Raw genomic sequence first — 17,769 nt, 5'->3', positions numbered from 1 at the left:
GCTAGACCTATCGCGCGGATGTGGCAATAGCGTCGCTCAATTTTCTAGCGGCGCTATATTCAGCCCATGGCCATCTCGGACCGACGCGCCCGCTACCGGGCGGCCCGCCGAGACGCGATCGTCGCGGCCGCGCGGCGACTCGCCGCCGCCGAAGGCTGGGAGGCGGTCACCACGCGCCGCCTCGCCGCGGCGGTCGAGTACAGCCAACCGGTGCTGTATGCGCATTTCGGCTGTATGGACGAGCTGGTGGCGGCGGTCGCGCTGGAAGGATTCGGCGAACTCGCCGAGGCGCTGCGCGCCGCCGGTTCCGGCGCGTCCAGCGGCGCGGAGGCGCTGCGCCGGCTCGCCGCCGCCTACGTCGGCTTCGCCGTCGAGCACCCCGCCCTCTACGACGCGATGTTCACCCGGTCGACCACGCTGCACTTCGGTGCCGAAGACACCCCGGCGGCGCTGACCGACGCGTTCGCCGCGCTGCGGGAAGTGGTCGCGCTGATCGCAAGCACCCCTGATGTCGAGACCTACGCCGAGGTGGTGTGGGCGGGGCTGCACGGGCTGGTCACCCTGGACCGCGATCAGCGGCTGCGCCCCGGCCACGTCGATGAACGCCTCGACCTCCTGGTCGCCGCGCTGGTCCCGGGTGATCCGCGGCCGCGTCGGGCATGATCGCGGTATGCCCAACTCCGTAATCGAGGTCCGCCGCACCTACTCCCGCGACGAGGAAACGGCGCTGCTCGAGGCGGTGCAGGCCGCCCTGGTCGCGGCGTTCGACATCCCCGCGGCCAGCCGGTGTGTGCGGCTGCTGGTCCACGAACCGCACCGGTTCACCTGCCCGGCCGACCTGACCGACCCCGAGCGGTACACGCTGGTCACCATCGACTGCTTCGCCGGCCGCTCGCTGCAGGCCAAACGCGCGCTCTACCGCGGCATCGTCGAGCGGTTCGGCGCACTGGGGATCCCCGGTGACCATGTCGCGATCGTGGTGCGGGAGAACACCAAGGAGAACTTCGGGATCCGCGGCGGCCGGGCCGCCTGCGACGTCGACCTGGGCTACACCGTCACGGTGTGAACTCACCGCCCGGCGCCCAACCGCACGCCCAGATGCCGCGGTGGACGCGGCGTCACCGGATCGAGAACGGCAACCCCACGACCAGGCCCAGCGCCAGCACCCACCCCAGCGGCGAGTTGACCAGATGCGGAACGACCAGAGCCAACCCGGCGAATCCGGCAACCAAAACGCCGGCCCGGGTCAGCACGGTCGGTCGATCGGCTTCGGTCACACCGATGAGCGCCGACCCCACCAGCGCCAGGTAGGCGGTCACCCAGCCGAGAGCGCTGAGCAGCAGCACGGTATCGCCGAATTGCGCGGCGGCCGCGGTGTCACCGAGCCAGTGGGCCAACACCCCGCCGTAGCCGGTGTGGTCGTCGAAGTCGCCGATCGCCAAGCCCGCGGTGAACAGGCAGACCCAGCAGACCACCTGTAGTCCGCCCTGCGCGGCCGCCAGCCGTGGCCGCCGGTCACCCTGGCGGGCCAGCAAGATCGTCGACAGCGTTGTCGTGAACGCCAGCACCGGGATCAGCAGCATCGGCGCGATCAGCCCCATCCAGCCCACCCCGATACCGAACAGGGCCCGGCCGAACGAGATCCATCCGATCAGTACCACCGTCGCCGGAACGTTCACCGCCACCGTCGCGGCGCGAAACTCGCTCATCCGGTGAGCGTATGGGCGCCGGCGCGGCGAAGTCCTGAGCAGTTCTACGCACGGGCGTAGCGTCGAAACCATGAGCGAGATCAGCGAAACCAGCGAGACTGATGCCCTGCAGGATCTGTTGCGCGACGCGTTCACCCGGCTCATCGAGCACGCCGACGCGCTCACCGAGGATCTGCCGGACGCGGTGGCCACCTATCGCCCCACCGAGTCGGCCAACAGCATCGCCTGGCTGCTGTGGCACTCGGCGCGGGTGCAGGATTTCCAGATCGCCGACATCGCCGAGACCGCTCAGGTCTGGGGTGAGTGGGTGGACCGCTTCGGCCTCGACCTGGACCGTGACGACACCGGCTACGGCCACACCCCCGAGCAGGTCGGCAAGGTCCGCGCCCCGGCGGAGTTGCTGGCCGGCTACTACCGCGCGGTGCACGCCGCGACGCTGGACTACCTCGGCCGGGTCGACGCCGCCGAACTCGCCCGTGTCGTCGACCGCCACTGGGATCCGCCGGTGACTGCCGGGGTGCGGCTGGTCAGCATCATCGACGACTGCGCCCAGCATCTGGGCCAGGCCGCCTACCTACGGGGCATCGCGGCGACTTGACACCCGTCGAGGGCACGGTAACGGAGATCACATCCGGCGGTTAGCATGGTGGCATGACTGCGACTTCTGACGTGCAGACCCCCAACACCGGAACCTTCCACAACCCGGCCACCGGTGAGGTCGCCGGGCAGGTGACCTGGACCGATCCGGCCGCCGTCCCGGAGATCGCCGCCGGGCTGCGCGCCGCCCAACGCGAGTGGGAACAACGCGGCGCCAAGGGCCGCGCCAAGACCCTGGCCCGGTTCGCGGTGTGGCTCGGGGAGCACCGCGACGAGATCGAGGATCTGCTGATCGCCGAGACCGGCAAGTCCAAGACCGACGCGGTGCAGGAAGTGCCGCTGTTGATCATGATCCTGTCGTATGTGATCAAGACGATGGAGAAGGCGCTGGCGCCCGAGAAGCGCCCGGCGCCGTCGAAGCTGCTCGCGATCAAGAAGATCAGCGTGCACTACCGGCCGCGCCCGGTGGTGGGCATCATCGCGCCGTGGAACTACCCGGTCGCCAACGCCATGATGGATGCGATCGGCGCCCTGGCCGCCGGCTGCGCGGTGCTGCTCAAGCCCTCCGAGCGCACCCCGCTCACCGCCGAGCTGCTGCGCCGCGGGTGGCTGGAAGCCGGTGGCCCTGAGGTGTTCGCGCTGGCCCAGGGCGCTCGGGAGGTCTCCGAGGCGGTCATCGACAACGCCGACTACGTGCAGTTCACCGGGTCGAGCGCCACCGGCGTGAAGGTGATGGAACGCGCCGCGCGCCGGCTCACCCCGGTCAGCCTGGAACTGGGCGGCAAGGACCCGATGATCGTGCTCGAGGACGCCGACATCGACCTGGCCGCGCACGCCGCGGTGTGGGGAGCGATGTTCAACGCCGGGCAGACCTGCGTCTCGGTGGAGCGGGTCTATGTGCTCGAGTCGGTCTACGACCAGTTCGTCAGTGCGGTGCTGCGCGACATCGAGGCGCTGCGGGTCGGTGCCGGCGACGGCACCCACTTCGGTGCCCTCATCAACGACGAGCAGTTGGCCGTCACCGAACGGCACGTGCGCGACGCGCTGGCCGCCGGAGCCCGCGCCCTCACCGGCGGGAAGCGCACCGAGGGCCCGGGGAGCTTCTACCCGCCGACCGTGCTGGTCGACGTCGACCACTCGATGGCGTGCATGACCGAGGAGACCTTCGGGCCGACGCTGCCGATCATGAAGGTCGCCACCGTCGAGGAGGCGGTCCGGTTGGCCAACGCCAGCCCCTACGGGCTGAGCGCCTCGGTGTTCTCCCGCGATCACGACCGCGCCCGCGACATCGCCCTGCAGTTGGACTGCGGTGCGGTCAACGTCAACGACGTGATCACCAACCTGATGTGCACCACCGCGCCGATGGGCGGCTGGAAGACCTCCGGCATCGGCGCCCGGTTCGGCGGCGCGGACGGCATCCGCAAGTTCTGCCGGCAGGAGACCGTGGTCATCCCGCGCACCAACGCCGGCGCCGGCGGTAACTACTACCACAACTCGTTCAAGGCGCTGGAGCGGATGAACAAGCTCATGACGCGCGTGTCGCTGTCGCGGCCGCGCCGCGTCGCCAAGTAGTGCGGCTGGTCGCCACCGCGCTGCTGTGGCTGGTCGCCACCGCGGCGCTGGCGGTGGCCGTCCCGGCGGTGTGGGCCCAGCGTCACCTCGTCGACACCGACGGCTACGGAACGCTGGCCGCGCAGGCCGCCCAGGACCCCGACCTGCAGGCCGCGGTGGCCGCCCAGCTGACCACCCAGGCGATGCGGCTGCCCGAGTCCGACGGCGCCGACAGTCTGCAGGTGCACGACGTGGCGGTCGCCTACACCGCAGGCCCGGAGTTCCCCACCCAGTTCGCGCGGGTCAACCGGGCCGCGCACCGGTGGCTGTTCACCGGCGCCGGACAGGGCGAGGACCTGCGCCTGGACGTGGCACCGATGCTGGAGGACAGCGCTTTTCGGCCCTTCCTCGATGAGGTTCCGGCGACCGTCACCGTCCCGGTGACCGCGACACCGGATGCGGTGCAGTCCGGGCAACTGCGCGCGCTGCGGGTGTGGGGGCCCGCGGTCAGCATCGGGGCGAGCCTGCTCGCCGCGCTCGCCGCGCTCGGCGTCGTCGTGCTGGCCCGCCGGCGCGGCAGCGCCCTGGCCTGGCTCGGGGTGTCGGCGCTGCTGGTCGGTGCGTCGGGGTGGGCCGGCATCGAGGTGGGGCGCGGCCGGCTCGACGAGGCGCTCAACTCCACCGCCGGCGACATCCGCCGGATCGCCGAGATCATGGTCGACCACGCGATCGGGAGCCTGCATCACTGGCTGAACCTGACGCTGGCCGGCGGCGGGATCCTGGTCGCGGTCGGGGTGCTGACGGGAGTGCTCGGTGGCCTGCGCCGATCGGATTAGCTTGCGCCGCCGAGCATCTGCCACAGGAACGTGAAGCTCAACGCCGACCGGAACGCCACCTGCGCGTTATCGGCGGCTCCCGCGTGCCCGCCCTCGATGTTCTCGTAGTACAGCACCTGATGGCGGGCCTCTTCGAGTGCGGCGGTCATCTTGCGGGCATGCCCCGGGTGCACCCGGTCGTCGCGGGTGGAGGTGGTGATCAGCACCGGCGGATAGTCGACGGAAGACGAAATATTGTGGTACGGCGAGTATTCGGCGATGAACTCCCAATCGGCGGGATCGTCGGGGTCGCCGTATTCGGCGACCCAGGACGCCCCGGCCAGCAGCCGGTGGTAACGGCGCATGTCCAGCAGCGGGACGCTGCACACCAGCGCGCCGAACAACTTCGGGTAGGCGGTGAGCATGATGCCCATCAGCAGACCGCCGTTGCTGCCGCCCTGCGCGCCGAGTTGCGGTGCGGTGGTGAGTCCCCGCTCGACCAGGTCGGCGGCGACGGCCGCGAAATCCTCGGCCACCAGATGCCGGCCCTCGCGCATCGCCTGAGTGTGCCAACGCGGACCGTACTCGCCGCCGCCGCGGATATTGGCCAACACGTAGGTGCCGCCGCGGGCAAGCCACAGCCGGCCCAACACCCCGTCGTAGCCGGGGGTGCGGGCCACCTCGAACCCGCCGTAGCCACCCAGCAGCGTCGGTCCGGTCGCCGAGTCGGGTCGCACCACGAAGTAGGGGATCGCGGTCCCGTCCCGGGAGGTCGCGAAATGCTGGGTGACCGTGATGTTCTCGGCATCGAAGAACGACGGGGCGGCTTTGATCTGCTGCAGCGGCCCGCCGGCGGCGCCGTGCAGCAGCCGGGAGGGGCTGGTGAAGCCGCTGTAGTCGATGAAGATCTCGTCGCCGGTGTCGTCGGCGGCGACCACCACCACGCTGGTGTTGGCCGGCACCTCCGGCACCGGGTCGCGCCGCCAGCTGCCGGGAGTGAGCAGCTCCACCCGGCTGGCCACGTCGACCAGCGTCACCAGCACCAGCTTGTCGCGGGTCCAGGCGTAGTGGTGCAGCGCGGAGTGCTCGTCGGGCTCGAACACCACCGTCAGCTCGGCGGTGCCGGCCAGGAAGTCGTCGTAGTCGGCGGCCAGCAGCGACCCCGCCCGGTAGGCGGCGGTGGGGGTGGACCAGTCGGTGCGCAGTTCGATCAGCAGCCACTGCCGGTGCGCGGAGACCGACGCGTCGGTGGGCGCGTCCAGCCGGATCAGTTCGTCGTCGTCGCCGGATGCGCGCAGCTGGTAGACCTCGTCGTTGAAGAAGTCGACGGCCCGGCTGATGAAGGTGCGCTCGAAACCGGGAGTGCGGTCGACGCGGGCGGTGACCGCGACGTCGGTGACGGCGCCTTCGAACAGGGTCTGGGCCTCGGCCAGCGGCTGGCCGCGGCGCCACCGTTTGACCACCCGCGGGTAGCCGGAGCCGGTGAGGGAGCCGGCCCCGAAATCGGTGCCGACCAGGACGGTGTCGCCATCGAGCCAGGTGATGTGGGTCTTGGCCTCCGCCAACTCGAACCCGCCGGGCACGAACTCCCGGGTGAGCAGGTCGAATTCGCGCACGATCGCCGCGTCCGAGCCGCCCGCGGACAGGCTGACCAGCGCACGGGTGTGGTCGGGCTCGATGACATCGGCGCCGGCCCACACCCAGTTGACGTCGTCCGCGCGGCCCAGCGCGTCGACGTCGATGAGCACCTCCCAGTCGGGGCGCTCGCTGCGGTAGGAGTCCAGTGTGGTGCGTCGCCACAGCCCGCGCGGGTGCTGCGCGTCGCGCCAGAAGTTGTAGAGGAACTCACCGCGCCGGCGCACATACGGGATGCGGGCGTCGGTGTCGAGCACCTCCAGTGCCGCAGCCCGCAGCGCGTCGAACTCCGCGGTGGCGAACCGTTCGACGGTCGGGGCGTTGCGGGCGCGCACCCAGTCCAGGGCGGCCTCGCCGGTGATGTCCTCCAGCCAGAGATGCGGGTCGGTGCTCACGGCCCTCATTGTGGCCGCCGTGGTGCGAGCCGCTGGTGGCGGGCGTCTCGGCCCGCCGAGAGCGGTGGGGAAAATCACCACATCGTTATGTAGGTGTAACTGGACATCACAGATAGAACTCTTATTCTGACCTTATGAATCAGAGAGTTGCCACAAGTTTCGCGGTGCGCAAGCCCGAGCTTGACGACTTCCTCGACTCCGAAGGCCACATCGTCATCCCCGACGGCGCCACCCTGGTGTCCGTCCTCGAGGCCAACGTCGCCGACCTCGGCGAGACGACCGCCTACCGCTACCTCGACTACCGCCACACCACCGACGGGCAGGCCGTCGAACTGAGCTGGGAGCGCCTCGGCGCCCGCCTGCGGGCGGTGGCCGCCCGGCTGCAGCAGGTCAGCGCCGCCGGCGACCGGGTGGCGATCCTGGCGCCGCAAGGCGTGGATTACGTGGTGGGCTTCTTCGCCGCCATCGCCGCCGGCGGCATCGCGGTCCCGTTGTTCGCCCCCGAACTGCCCGGCCAGTCCGACCGGCTGCACGCCGTCCTGGCCGACGCCGAGCCGACGGTGGTGCTGACCACCAGCGAGGTCGCCGACAGCGTGCAGCCCATCGTGCGCGCCATCCCGCGCTCCCGGCGCCCCCGCGTCATCGCGATCGACGCGCTGCCCGACGCCGTCGGCGCCGGCTACACCCCGGTGACACTGGGCACCGACGACACCGCCTACCTGCAGTACACCTCCGGCTCGACCCGCACTCCCGCCGGTGTGGAGATCACCCACCGCGGGGTGTTCACCAACCTGATCCAGATGATCGTGTCGATCGGGGTGGACTGGACCAGCCGCAGCGTGAGCTGGTTGCCGCTCTTCCACGACATGGGCCTGCTGATGATCATGTTCCCGGCCGTGTGCGGCGGGCACATCACGCTGATGTCGCCGACCGCGTTCGTGCGCCGCCCGCACCGCTGGATCCGGGAGCTCGCGGAGCAGGCCCGGCACGGGCGGACCATTGCCGCCGCCCCCAACTTCGCCTTCGAACTGGCCGCCCAGCGCGGCCGGCCCAAGCCGGGCGAGGAACTCGACCTGAGCAACGTGGTCGGGCTCATCAACGGCTCCGAACCGGTCAACATCGACTCGATCCACCGGTTCACCGAGGCGTTCGCGCCCTACGGGCTGCCGGAGACCACGGTCAAACCCTCCTACGGCATGGCCGAGGCGACCCTGTTCGTCTCCACCATCGACCCCGACGCCCGGGCGACCGCCACCTACCTCGACCGGGCGGCGCTGGGCGCCGGCCAGGCCGTCGAGGTGGCGCCGGATGCGCCCACCGCGGTCGCGCAGGTGTCCTGCGGTCGGGTGGCGCGCAGCCAATGGGCGGTCATCGTCGACCCGGACAGCGACGCCGAGCTGCCCGACGGGCGGGTCGGGGAGATCTGGCTGCACGGCGACAACCTCGGCCGCGGCTACTGGCGGCGTCCGGAGGAGACCGCGCTGACCTTCGAGAACAAGCTGCAGACCCGGCTGGAAACCGGCAGCCACGCCGACGGCGCGCCGGTGGGCGCGGCCTGGCTGCGCACCGGGGACCTGGGCATGTACCTGCACAACGAGCTCTACATCGTCGGGCGCATCAAGGACCTGGTGATCGTCGACGGCCGCAACCACTATCCGCAGGACATCGAGGCCACCGTCGGCGCCGCCTCGCCGGCGGTGCGCACCGGCTACGTGGCCGCCTTCTCGGTGCCCGGCGAGCGCGGCGGCGAGGAATTGGTGATCATCGCCGAACGCGGGGCGGGGGCCGGGCGCACCGACCCCGCGCCGGTCATCGAGGCGATCCGGGCGGCGGTCTCGCGTCATCACGCGCTGGCGGTGGCCGATATCCGGCTGGTCAGCGCCGGCCGGATCCCGCGCACCACCAGCGGCAAACTCGCCCGCCGCGAGTGCCGGGTCCGCTACCTCGCCGGCGAGCTGTAATCCCGGGTGCGGTCGGCGGGCCGCGGTCGCGTCGCAGCGGTAGTGTGAGGTGCATAACACCGCGCGGCGAGGCCGGCCCGGCTCACGGCCGGCGCTCCTTGACGCGCAGCGACGACGAGGAGTGGCGAAATGACCGTCTACGCGCGCCCCGGCAGCCCGGATGCGTTGATGAGCTACCAGTCCCGCTACGACAACTACATCGGCGGGGAGTGGGTGCCGCCGGTGGCGGGACGCTACTTCGAGAACCCCACCCCGGTGACCGGCGAGGTGTTCTGCGAGGTGGCCCGCTCCGACGCCGCCGACATCGACAAGGCCCTCGACGCCGCGCACGCCGCCGCCCCGGCCTGGGGTAAAACCGCCCCGGCCGAACGCGCGGTGATCCTCAACAAGATCGCCGACCGCATCGAGGAGAACCTGCCCGCCCTCGCCGTGGCCGAGGTGTGGGACAACGGCAAACCGATCCGTGAGGCGCTGGCCGCTGACCTGCCCGGCGCGGTCGACCACTTCCGCTACTTCGCCGGCGCGATCCGCGCCCAGGAGGGCACCCTCTCCCAGATCGACGACGACACCGTCGCCTACCACTTCCACGAACCGCTCGGGGTGGTCGGCCAGATCATCCCGTGGAACTTCCCGCTGCTGATGGCGGTCTGGAAGCTGGCCCCGGCGCTGGCCGCGGGCAACGCGGTGGTGCTCAAACCCGCCGAGCAGACCCCGGCGTCGATCATGTACCTGATGGGCCTGATCGGCGACCTGATCCCGCCCGGGGTGGTCAACGTCGTCAACGGGTTCGGCGCCGAGGCGGGCAAGCCGTTGGCGTCGTCCAACCGGATCGCCAAGATCGCCTTCACCGGCGAGACCACCACCGGCCGGCTGATCATGCAGTACGCCAGCCAGAACGTCATCCCGGTCACCCTCGAACTCGGCGGCAAAAGCCCCAACATCTACTTCTCCGACGTGCTCGCCGCCCCGGACGCCTACCAGGACAAGGCGCTGGAGGGCTTCGCCGGATTCGCGCTCAACCAGGGCGAGGTCTGCACCTGCCCGTCGCGGGCGCTGGTGCAGGCCGACATCTACGACGAGTTCCTCGAACTGGCGGCGATCCGCACCAAGGCGATCCGCCAGGGCGATCCGCTGGACCCGCAGACCATGATCGGCAGTCAGGCCTCCAACGACCAGTTCGAGAAGGTGCTGTCCTACATCGAGATCGGCAAGCAGGAGGGCGCTCGGCTGGTGACCGGCGGGGAGCGCGCCGACCTCGGCGGCGACCTCGCCGGCGGCTACTACATCCAACCGACGATCTTCGCGGGCAAGAACTCGATGCGCGTCTTCCAGGAGGAGATCTTCGGCCCGGTCGTCACCGTCACCTCGTTCACCGACTACGACGACGCCATCGCGATCGCCAACGACACCCTCTACGGGCTGGCCGCGGGGGTGTGGAGCCGCGACATCAACACCGCCTACCGCGCCGGGCGCGACATCAAGGCCGGCCGGGTCTGGACGAACTGCTACCACGTCTACCCGGCGCACGCGGCGTTCGGCGGCTACAAGCAGTCCGGTATCGGCCGGGAGAACCACAAGATGATGCTCGACCACTACCAGCAGACCAAGAACCTGCTGGTCTCCTACAGCGACCAGGCGATGGGCCTGTTCTGATGCCCGCGCGGGTGGTGATCACCGACGCCGCCGCGGATCTGCTGGCCCGGCTGCAGGACCAGCACGGTCCGGTGATGTTCCACCAGTCCGGCGGCTGCTGCGACGGCTCGGCGCCCATGTGCTACCCCGACGGGGAGTTCCTGGTCGGCGACCGCGACGTCCTGCTGGGCACCCTGGCGGTGGGGAGCCAGACCGGCGAGCACGGGGTGCGGGTGTGGATCTCCGGTCCGCAGTTCGAGGCGTGGGCGCACACCCAACTCATCATCGACGCGGTGCCCGGCCGCGGCGCCGGCTTCAGCCTGGAAGCCCCCGAGGGGCAACGGTTCCTGACTCGCAGCCGCACTTTCACCGACGAGGAGAATGCCGAACTCGCCGCGCAGCCGATCATCACCGGCGCCGACCAGGACAGCGGGGGGCACGCCGCGTCGGTACCGCGCTAGCCGCACCCACTCGCAGTAAAGTCGACGGTGTGATTCCCCTGCCGCGTCCCTGGGTCCTGGCCAGCGCCATGCTGCTGGGGGTCGCCGTGGGCATCGTCGTCGGCATCGGCGTCACCATGGTGGTGCAGACCCCGGTGCGTCCCGACGTGGTGATCGCGCTGGTGGTCGGGGTGCCCAGCGCGGCCGGGGTGCTGATGGTCGCGACCTCGGGTCGGCGATGGATGACGGCGCTGGGCGCATTCGTTTTCGCGGTGGCACCCGGCTGGTTCGGTGCGTTGGTGGCGCTCGAGGTGGTGCAGGGTGGCTGACAACGTCAACTCCGGCGTCAACCCCGAAGTCAATCCCGAAGTCGACCCCGAAACCGGGCCCGGCACCAGGCCCGAAGTCGATCCCGAATCGTTGCCGCAGACCGAGCCGACCGCCGCCCCGATCTTCGACTCCGGGCCGTTCCCCGAGCCGCTGGGCGCCGAGGCCGACGCGGAACTCGCCGAAGACGCGGACTCCGGGGAGCAGGCCGCCCAAGCCGCCCCGGAGACCTGGGCCGACGCCGACTCCGACTCCGGATCGTGGTCGCAGGGTGACGTGCAGGCCTGGTCGCAGGCCGAGGCCGACTCCGATGGCGTCGCCGACATCGAGGCCGACCTCGCCGACGAATTCGAGCCCGAGGAACCGGACGGGGTCCCAGTCGGTGTCCGGGCCGGCGTCCAGACCGACGCAGCCCCGGCGACGGAGGACGACACCGGTGAGCTCGCCGTGCCGGCGCGCTCGGTGGTGGTGCCCGGCCAATACAGCTACCTCAAGTGGTGGAAGCTGGTGCTGGTGTTCGCCGCGGTGTGGCTGCCGGCCATGGCGATCGGGGTGGGCCTGTACTACTGGTGGGTCGAGTTGATCGACAAGACCCCGGCGGTCTTCGTCACCCTGGTCTACGTCATCGCCTGCACCGTCGGCGGCCTGATCCTGGCGATGATGAGCAGCAAACCGCTGGTCGCCGCGACCGCCCTGGCGGTGACCAGCGCGGTCTGCGCCTCGGTGATCGGCGCCGCGCCGCTGTACGGGCACTACTACTGCCAGGTGCACGAACAGCTCGGCGGGCGCTGCCTGCTCGGCATCCTGCCGTATTGACCCCAGCGCGGCTTATTTCACCAACGTGAATTGGTGGACGTCGATGTAGCCGACCCGGAACCCGTCGGCGCAGCCGGTCAGGTACTTCATGTAGCGCTCGTAGACCTCCGCGGACTGCAACGCGATGGCCTCGTCCTTGTGGCTCTCCAGCGCCGCCGCCCAGCAGTCCAGCGTCCGCGCGTAGTGCGGTTGCAGGGAGTGCGTCCGCGCCACGGAGAAGCCGGCCGCCGTCGCGTGCTCGTGCACCAACTCGATCGACGGCAGCCGACCGCCGGGGAAGATCTCGGTCATCATGAACTTCGCGAAGCGGGCCAACTCGAACGTCAAGGGCATGCCGCGCTCGGCCATCTGCGGCAGCGTCAACCCGGTGATCGAGTGCAACAGCATCACCCCATCGGGCGGCAACAGCTCGTAGGCGGCCTTGAAGAACGCCGGGTAGCGCTCGTGGCCGAAGTGCTCGAACGCCCCGATCGACACGATCCGGTCGACCGGCCGGTCGAACCGCTCCCACCCCTCGAGCAGCACCTGCCGGTCCCGCGGGCTGTCCATCGTGGCGAACAGGTTCTCGACGTGGGCCGCCTGGTTCTTCGACAGGGTCAGCCCGACGACATTGACGTCGTAGCGGCCGACGGCTCGCTCCATGGTGGCGCCCCACCCGCAGCCGACATCGAGCAGCGTCATGCCGGGCTGCAGACCCAGCTTGCCCAGGGACAGGTCGATCTTGGCGAGCTGGGCTTCGGCCAAGCTCATGTCATCCCGTTCGAAGTAGGCGCAGCTGTACGTGCGGCTCGGATCGAGGAACAACTGGTAGAACTCGTCGGACAGGTCATAGTGCGCCTGCACATCATCGAAGTGCGGAGCCATTTTCTCGGTCATCCGTGCATCCCTTCGCGTGGTTCCGGTGTTGAATCACCAAACGCACTGCGCTGAACGCCGAGTGACCCCCTGGCGCCCCCGACGGCCCGATGCCGACGCGGACACCGGACGACGTGCGACCGCACCAAGTGCCCCCGCGGCCGAACACCCCGTCCGACGGCAACGGTATGCCCGTTGCCCCGGCCGCCGCCAGTACCACTTCCCGTACACACCCCGCCGGGGTGCATCAGCGGTCGTGGCGCGGCTGCCGTCGCGCATTCATACCCGCCCCGCGGCGAGGTGAAACCTTCGATCGCGCGGTCCGGCGGCCCCGCTCGGTCCCGGCTTCCGCCGCGGCTCGGACCCGTTAAGGTGAGCGGGTGACTAGCCACTATGACGTCGTTGTCCTCGGCGCCGGGCCCGGCGGGTACGTCGCCGCGATCCGCGCCGCCCAGCTCGGCCTGAAAACCGCTGTCGTCGAGCAGAAGTACTGGGGTGGAGTCTGTCTGAACGTCGGCTGTATCCCCTCCAAGGCGCTGCTGCGCAACGCCGAGCTGGCGCAGGTCTTCACCAAGGACGCCGAACTGTTCGGCATCAACGGCGAGGTCACCTTCGACTACGGAGTGGCCTTCGACCGCAGCCGCAAGGTCGCCGACGGCCGGGTCTCCGGCGTGCACTACCTGATGAAGAAGAACAACATCACCGAGTACCAGGGCCGGGGCAGCTTCACGGACCCCCGCACCCTGCGCGTGGAACTCAACGACGGTGGCACCGAGGAGCTGACCTTCGACAACGCGATCATCGCGACCGGCTCCAGCACCCGGCTGGTGCCGGGCACCTCGCTGTCGGAGAACGTCGTCACCTACGAGAAGCTGATCCTCACCCGCGACCTGCCCGACTCGATCATCATCGCCGGCGCCGGCGCGATCGGCATGGAGTTCGGCTACATCCTCGCCAGCTACGGCGTCGACGTCACGATGGTGGAGTTCCTGCCGCGCGCGCTGCCCAACGAGGACGCCGACGTCTCCAAGGAGATCGAGAAGCAGTTCCGCAAGCTCGGTGTCACCATTCGCACCGGCACCAAGGTCGAGGACATCGCCGACGACGGCGACCAGGTCACCGTCACGATCAGCAAGGACGGCAAGACCGAGACCCTCACCGCCGACAAGGTGCTGCAGGCCATCGGCTTCGCGCCCAACGTCGAAGGCTACGGACTGGACGAGGCCGGTGTGGAGTTGACCGAGCGCGGCGGCATCGGGGTCAACGAATACATGCGCACCAGCGTCGACCACATCTACGCGATCGGCGACGTGACCGGCCTGCTGCAACTGGCTCACGTCGCCGAAGCCCAGGGCGTGGTGGCCGCGGAAACCATCGGCGGCGCCGAGACGATGACGCTGGGCGACTACCGGATGATGCCGCGCGCCACGTTCTGCCAACCGCAGGTCGCCAGCTTCGGCCTCACCGAGCAGCAGGCCCGCGACGAGGGCTACGACATCAAGGTCGCGAAGTTCCCGTTCACCGCCAACGCCAAGGCGCACGGCGCGGGCGACCCGAGCGGGTTCGTCAAACTCATCGCCGACACCCGCTACGGCGAACTGCTCGGCGGGCACCTCGTCGGCCACGACGTCTCCGAGCTGCTGCCCGAACTCACCCTGGCCCAGAAGTGGGACCTGACCGCCAACGAGCTGGCCCGCAACGTGCACACCCACCCGACCATGTCCGAGGCGCTGCAGGAATGCTTCCACGGGCTGGTCGGACACATGATCAACATGTGAGCCGGCTGCCCCACAACGGCACCGGGCCCCGGCCGGCGGGGGCCACGACATCGCGGGAGGCGCCACGGTCGAGTCCGTTCTAGCCCGGCTGTTGCACCCGCTGTCGGTGCAGCGCTTCTTCGACGACGTCTGGGGGCGCCGCCACCACCACGTCAGCCGGGGGCAGCCGGGCTGCTTCGACGACCTGCTGGCCGCGTCGTCCGCGGCGGACGACCTGCTGCGCTGGGTGCGGCCCGACCCGGCCACCCTGCGATTGGTGCGCGGCGACCACAGCAACGAAGCCGACCGGTACCGATCGGCCGACGGCACCCTGGACACCGCCCGGGTGCGCGACGATTTCGCCCGCGGCTACACCATCGTGGTGAACAAGCTGGAACGCTACGAGCGCGGCATCGCCGCGTTCGCGCACGCCCTGGAAGTCGAACTGAACTTCCCCGTCCAGGTCAACGCCTACGTGACCCCGCCCGGCGCAACCGGTTTCGTCCCGCACTACGACCCGCACGACGTGCTGGTGCTGCAGATCGGCGGCAGCAAACGCTGGCACCTCTACGGGGAGCAGTCGGTGCCGCCGCACGTCATGCAACGCCACGAACAACTCGTCACCGCGGCGCTACCCGCCCCGACCGACCTGCTCCTGCGCCCCGGCGACGTGCTGTACCTGCCGCGCGGGCGCCCGCACGCCGCGGAATCCGGTGCGGAGGTCTCGGTGCATCTGACCGTGGGCCTGCACGCCCCCACGGTGCTCACCCTGCTCACCCATGTGCTGCACGCGCTGAGCGTGCACGACGACCGGGTCCACGAGCAGCTGCCGCCGCGCTACCTCGACGATTCGGCGGTGCGCACTCAACTCACCGCGCGGCTGGCCGAAACCGCGCCGGCCATCGCCGAACCCGCCGCCGTCGCCGACGGCATCGCGGCATTGGCGAACATCCTGTCCCGGCGCGCGCCCTGCCCGCCGGTGCCGCCGGCCCCGAGCGCGCTCGCCGTCGACACCGCCACCGCGGTGCGCAAGCACCAACCGTTGTACGCGCGGGTGGTGGCGCTGCCCGACGGGGTGGGCCTGCAGTTCGCGCAGACCCTGGTCAGCCGGGGCGTCGACCACGAGGCCGCGCTGCGGTTCGTGGCCCGCCGCCGGGAGTCGTTCCGGGTCGGAGACCTGCCCGGGCTGGCCGAGGCGCAGCAGATCTCGCTGGCTCGGGACTTGCTGCTGACCGGGTTCCTTGAATCCGCATTTACAGAAAATATGTAGTTAAAAATCGGTAAATGCGGATAATCGCCGGGCTAGGCTGAGTCGGCGGCACGGTCAACGGCGATCACCTTCCCCGCGGGCACGCCGGAGGCACCGACATGACGTCACTGACAGCGGCGGCAACGCGCCCGGCGCAGCCGCGCCGATGACCGCGCCGCTGTGGTTCGCCTCGCCGCCGGAGGTGCATTCCGCCGCGTTGAGCAGCGGCCCGGGCGGTGGGCCGCTGCTGGCCGCGGCCGCGGCGTGGCACGCGATGGGCGCCGATTACGCCGCCACCGCAGACGAACTCAGCGCCACCCTGGCGGCCGTACAGACTGGGGCATGGCAGGGGCCGGCCGCGGAATCCTACGTGGCGGCGCACCTGCCGTACCTGGCCTGGCTGATGCAGGCCAGCGCCGCGGCGGCGGCCACCGCCGGCGGTCACGAGGCGGCCGCCGCCGCGCACGCCGCGGCGTTGGCGGCCATGCCCACGCTGGCCGAGTTGGCAGTCAACCACGCCGTGCACGCGGTGCTGGTCGCCACCAATTTCTTCGGCGTCAACCTCATCCCGATCGCGGTCAACGAAGCCGACTACGCCCGGATGTGGGTGCAGGCGGCGGCGACGATGACCACCTATCAGGCCGCCTCGACCGCCGCGGTCGCGTCGTCGCCGCGGCTGAGCCCCGCCCCGCGGATCCTCAAGGCCGCCGCCCCGGGCAAAAGCCAAGACGACGACGGCGGGCCGACCAAGCTCAGTTGGTGGCAGACCCGCATCGGCGACATCGCCAAGGCCATCGAGACCGACCTGGCGGGCTTCCCGACCAACCCGCAAGGCGCGATCACCCAACTGCTCAGCGACCCGGTGTTGGTCACCGAGGTGCCGCACTGGGCCGGGGAGGTCGCGCTCACCTTCGCCCCGCAGATCACCCAGTTGACCGACGCCATGTTCGCGCTGGTGCCGCCGGCCGGGATTCTGCCCGGCTTCGCCGGGGTGGCGGGGCTGGCCGGGCTCGCCCAGTTGGACAACACACCGGCGCCCGCACCGGGCGCCGCCGAGCCGGCCCCGGCCCCGTCGACCACTTCCACCGCGCCGGTGACCCAGCCGGTCGCCGGGCCGGCCCCACCGGCCGGTGGGGCCGTCGTGATGCAACCGGCCGCCGCGGCGCCGGCAGCGGTGCCCTCGGCTCCCGTCCCGGGTGCTCCGCCCGCGCCGGGCGCTCCGCCGGGCGGATTCGTGCCCTACCTGGTCGGGGCCGGCCCTGCTCCACAGACCGGCGCGCCGATGCGCGGCAGGACGGCCGCGCAGCTGGTTCGGCATACCTCGCCGGACGCGATCGCCGCGGAAACCGCCCCGGCCGCTGACCGGCGCGACCGGCGCCAGCGCCCGAGCGTGGTCGACCCGGGTCGGCGCTTCGAATACCTTGAGCCCGACGGTGATTCCGCGCCCTCAGGCCACGGCGCGGGCCGACTCGGGTTCGCCGGCACGCTGGCTGCTCCGTCGGCGGTCACCGCGGCCGGCATGGCCAGCACCGCGGTGGTGATGCTGCCGCAGACCTGGGAGCCGACCGCTGAGGATGCGGATCAGAAGAACGCGTAGGAGTCCCGCGCGAGCCGGAAGCCGTTGCCGGTCGTGGTATCGGTGCAGGTGATGCCGTCGGTGCTGCTCGCGCACCGGAATCCCTCGGCACTGATCTCCTCGCCGTACTCGAGCACGACGGCGTCGTCGCTGAGCACCGAATCGGAGATGCAGCGGAACGCCGCGGGTTTGCCGCGTTCCAGGGTCACGCTTTTCGCCCACGGCCCCATGCCGCAGTCGGCGGGACGCGGCGGCGCGGTGAAGGTGCGCTCGTTGAGGTCACAGCGCACGTGGGGTGCGATGTCGTGGCCGGATTCCCAGATCGCGCAGTCGATATTGCCCGACGGGCTGGTGAAATCCGTGCTGTAGGGGCCGGCCTGGGCGGGCACCGCGCCCAACACGCCGACGACCGCACCGCAGACCCCGGTGACCAATACCCGCGCGCTACGCATGC

Annotated in this window: 17 protein-coding genes; 13 read left to right on the top strand and 4 right to left on the bottom strand. The window is 70.5% G+C overall.

Features of this window, described 5'->3' with window-relative positions:
* Positions 1–66: 66 nt before the first annotated feature.
* Together A5643_RS03670 and A5643_RS03665 are read left to right on the top strand one after the other, a co-directional pair.
* Entirely contained in the window at positions 67–663 is a 597-nt protein-coding gene (locus A5643_RS03670; protein WP_066852063.1) for a TetR/AcrR family transcriptional regulator, read from the top strand.
* 7 nt (positions 664–670) lie between these two features.
* Positions 671–1,066, top strand: coding sequence for a tautomerase family protein (locus A5643_RS03665; RefSeq protein ID WP_066852087.1), 396 nt, complete (start codon positions 671–673; stop codon positions 1,064–1,066).
* Between the two features lie 52 nt (positions 1,067–1,118).
* Here A5643_RS03665 and A5643_RS03660 read toward each other — a convergent pair whose 3' ends face one another.
* Positions 1,119–1,709: a hypothetical protein gene (locus A5643_RS03660; RefSeq protein ID WP_066852061.1), complete on the bottom strand. Its 591-nt coding sequence runs from the start codon at positions 1,707–1,709 to the stop codon at positions 1,119–1,121.
* Positions 1,710–1,779: 70 nt separating this feature from the next.
* Between A5643_RS03660 and A5643_RS03655 the strand changes: the two genes are divergently transcribed.
* Genes A5643_RS03655 through A5643_RS03645 form a run of 3 tightly spaced genes read left to right on the top strand, consistent with a single transcriptional unit; the run spans position 1,780 to position 4,693 of the window.
* A complete protein-coding gene (locus A5643_RS03655) occupies positions 1,780–2,307 on the top strand; it encodes a mycothiol transferase (protein WP_066852059.1) in 528 nt (175 codons plus the stop codon).
* 53 nt (positions 2,308–2,360) lie between these two features.
* Entirely contained in the window at positions 2,361–3,878 is a 1,518-nt protein-coding gene (locus A5643_RS03650) for an aldehyde dehydrogenase family protein (RefSeq protein WP_066852058.1), read from the top strand.
* Positions 3,878–4,693, top strand: a complete 816-nt coding sequence (locus tag A5643_RS03645) for a hypothetical protein (protein WP_066852056.1) — start codon at positions 3,878–3,880, stop codon at positions 4,691–4,693. The genes A5643_RS03650 and A5643_RS03645 overlap by 1 nt, the downstream gene beginning before the upstream one ends.
* On the opposite strand, the gene A5643_RS03640 is transcribed toward A5643_RS03645, so the two are convergent.
* Complete coding sequence (locus tag A5643_RS03640) at positions 4,690–6,702, bottom strand: prolyl oligopeptidase family serine peptidase (RefSeq protein ID WP_231995437.1); 2,013 nt, start codon at positions 6,700–6,702, stop codon at positions 4,690–4,692. The two genes, A5643_RS03645 and A5643_RS03640, sit on opposite strands and share 4 nt — an antisense overlap.
* Positions 6,703–6,836: 134 nt before the next feature.
* On the opposite strand from A5643_RS03640, the gene A5643_RS03635 reads away from it, so the two are divergent.
* The 5 genes from A5643_RS03635 (at position 6,837) to A5643_RS03615 (ending at position 11,878) form a co-directional block, all read left to right on the top strand.
* A complete protein-coding gene (locus A5643_RS03635) occupies positions 6,837–8,663 on the top strand; it encodes a fatty acyl-AMP ligase (RefSeq protein WP_066852050.1) in 1,827 nt (608 codons plus the stop codon).
* Between the two features lie 129 nt (positions 8,664–8,792).
* On the top strand, positions 8,793–10,316 hold the full coding sequence (exaC, locus tag A5643_RS03630; RefSeq protein ID WP_066852048.1) for an acetaldehyde dehydrogenase ExaC: 1,524 nt from the start codon (positions 8,793–8,795) through the stop codon (positions 10,314–10,316).
* Positions 10,316–10,756, top strand: coding sequence for a DUF779 domain-containing protein (locus A5643_RS03625; RefSeq protein WP_066852046.1), 441 nt, complete (start codon positions 10,316–10,318; stop codon positions 10,754–10,756). The genes exaC and A5643_RS03625 overlap by 1 nt, the downstream gene beginning before the upstream one ends.
* Positions 10,757–10,785: 29 nt before the next feature.
* A complete protein-coding gene (locus A5643_RS03620; RefSeq protein WP_066852044.1) occupies positions 10,786–11,064 on the top strand; it encodes a putative holin in 279 nt (92 codons plus the stop codon).
* Positions 11,057–11,878, top strand: coding sequence for a hypothetical protein (locus tag A5643_RS03615; RefSeq protein ID WP_156628498.1), 822 nt, complete (start codon positions 11,057–11,059; stop codon positions 11,876–11,878). Before A5643_RS03620 ends, A5643_RS03615 begins: the two co-directional genes overlap by 8 nt.
* 12 nt (positions 11,879–11,890) lie before the next feature.
* On the opposite strand, the gene A5643_RS03610 is transcribed toward A5643_RS03615, so the two are convergent.
* Positions 11,891–12,754, bottom strand: a complete 864-nt coding sequence (locus A5643_RS03610) for a cyclopropane mycolic acid synthase family methyltransferase (RefSeq protein WP_066852042.1) — start codon at positions 12,752–12,754, stop codon at positions 11,891–11,893.
* Positions 12,755–13,113: 359 nt separating this feature from the next.
* Here A5643_RS03610 and lpdA point away from each other — a divergent pair, with 359 nt between their 5' ends.
* The 3 genes from lpdA to A5643_RS03595 all read left to right on the top strand — a co-directional run bounded on the left by lpdA (position 13,114) and on the right by A5643_RS03595 (position 17,336).
* Positions 13,114–14,511, top strand: coding sequence for a dihydrolipoyl dehydrogenase (gene lpdA / locus A5643_RS03605; protein WP_066852040.1), 1,398 nt, complete (start codon positions 13,114–13,116; stop codon positions 14,509–14,511).
* Positions 14,512–14,599: 88 nt separating this feature from the next.
* The gene (locus A5643_RS03600; protein WP_502686202.1) at positions 14,600–15,760 is read left to right on the top strand and encodes a cupin domain-containing protein; all 1,161 of its coding nucleotides are present in this window, start codon (positions 14,600–14,602) and stop codon (positions 15,758–15,760) included.
* A gap of 145 nt (positions 15,761–15,905) precedes the next feature.
* The gene (locus A5643_RS03595; RefSeq protein ID WP_066852036.1) at positions 15,906–17,336 is read left to right on the top strand and encodes a PPE domain-containing protein; all 1,431 of its coding nucleotides are present in this window, start codon (positions 15,906–15,908) and stop codon (positions 17,334–17,336) included.
* Here A5643_RS03595 and A5643_RS03590 read toward each other — a convergent pair.
* Positions 17,321–17,767, bottom strand: coding sequence for a DUF6636 domain-containing protein (locus A5643_RS03590; protein ID WP_066852034.1), 447 nt, complete (start codon positions 17,765–17,767; stop codon positions 17,321–17,323). The two genes, A5643_RS03595 and A5643_RS03590, sit on opposite strands and share 16 nt — an antisense overlap.
* Between the last annotated feature and the right edge of the window lie 2 nt (positions 17,768–17,769).

Origin of the sequence: Mycobacterium sp. 1274756.6, from assembly GCF_001668625.1 — a bacterium.
Classification (GTDB): domain Bacteria; phylum Actinomycetota; class Actinomycetes; order Mycobacteriales; family Mycobacteriaceae; genus Mycobacterium.
The sequence above is the reverse complement of the archived record's forward strand: the minus strand, read 5'-3'. Positions and strand labels throughout refer to the sequence as shown.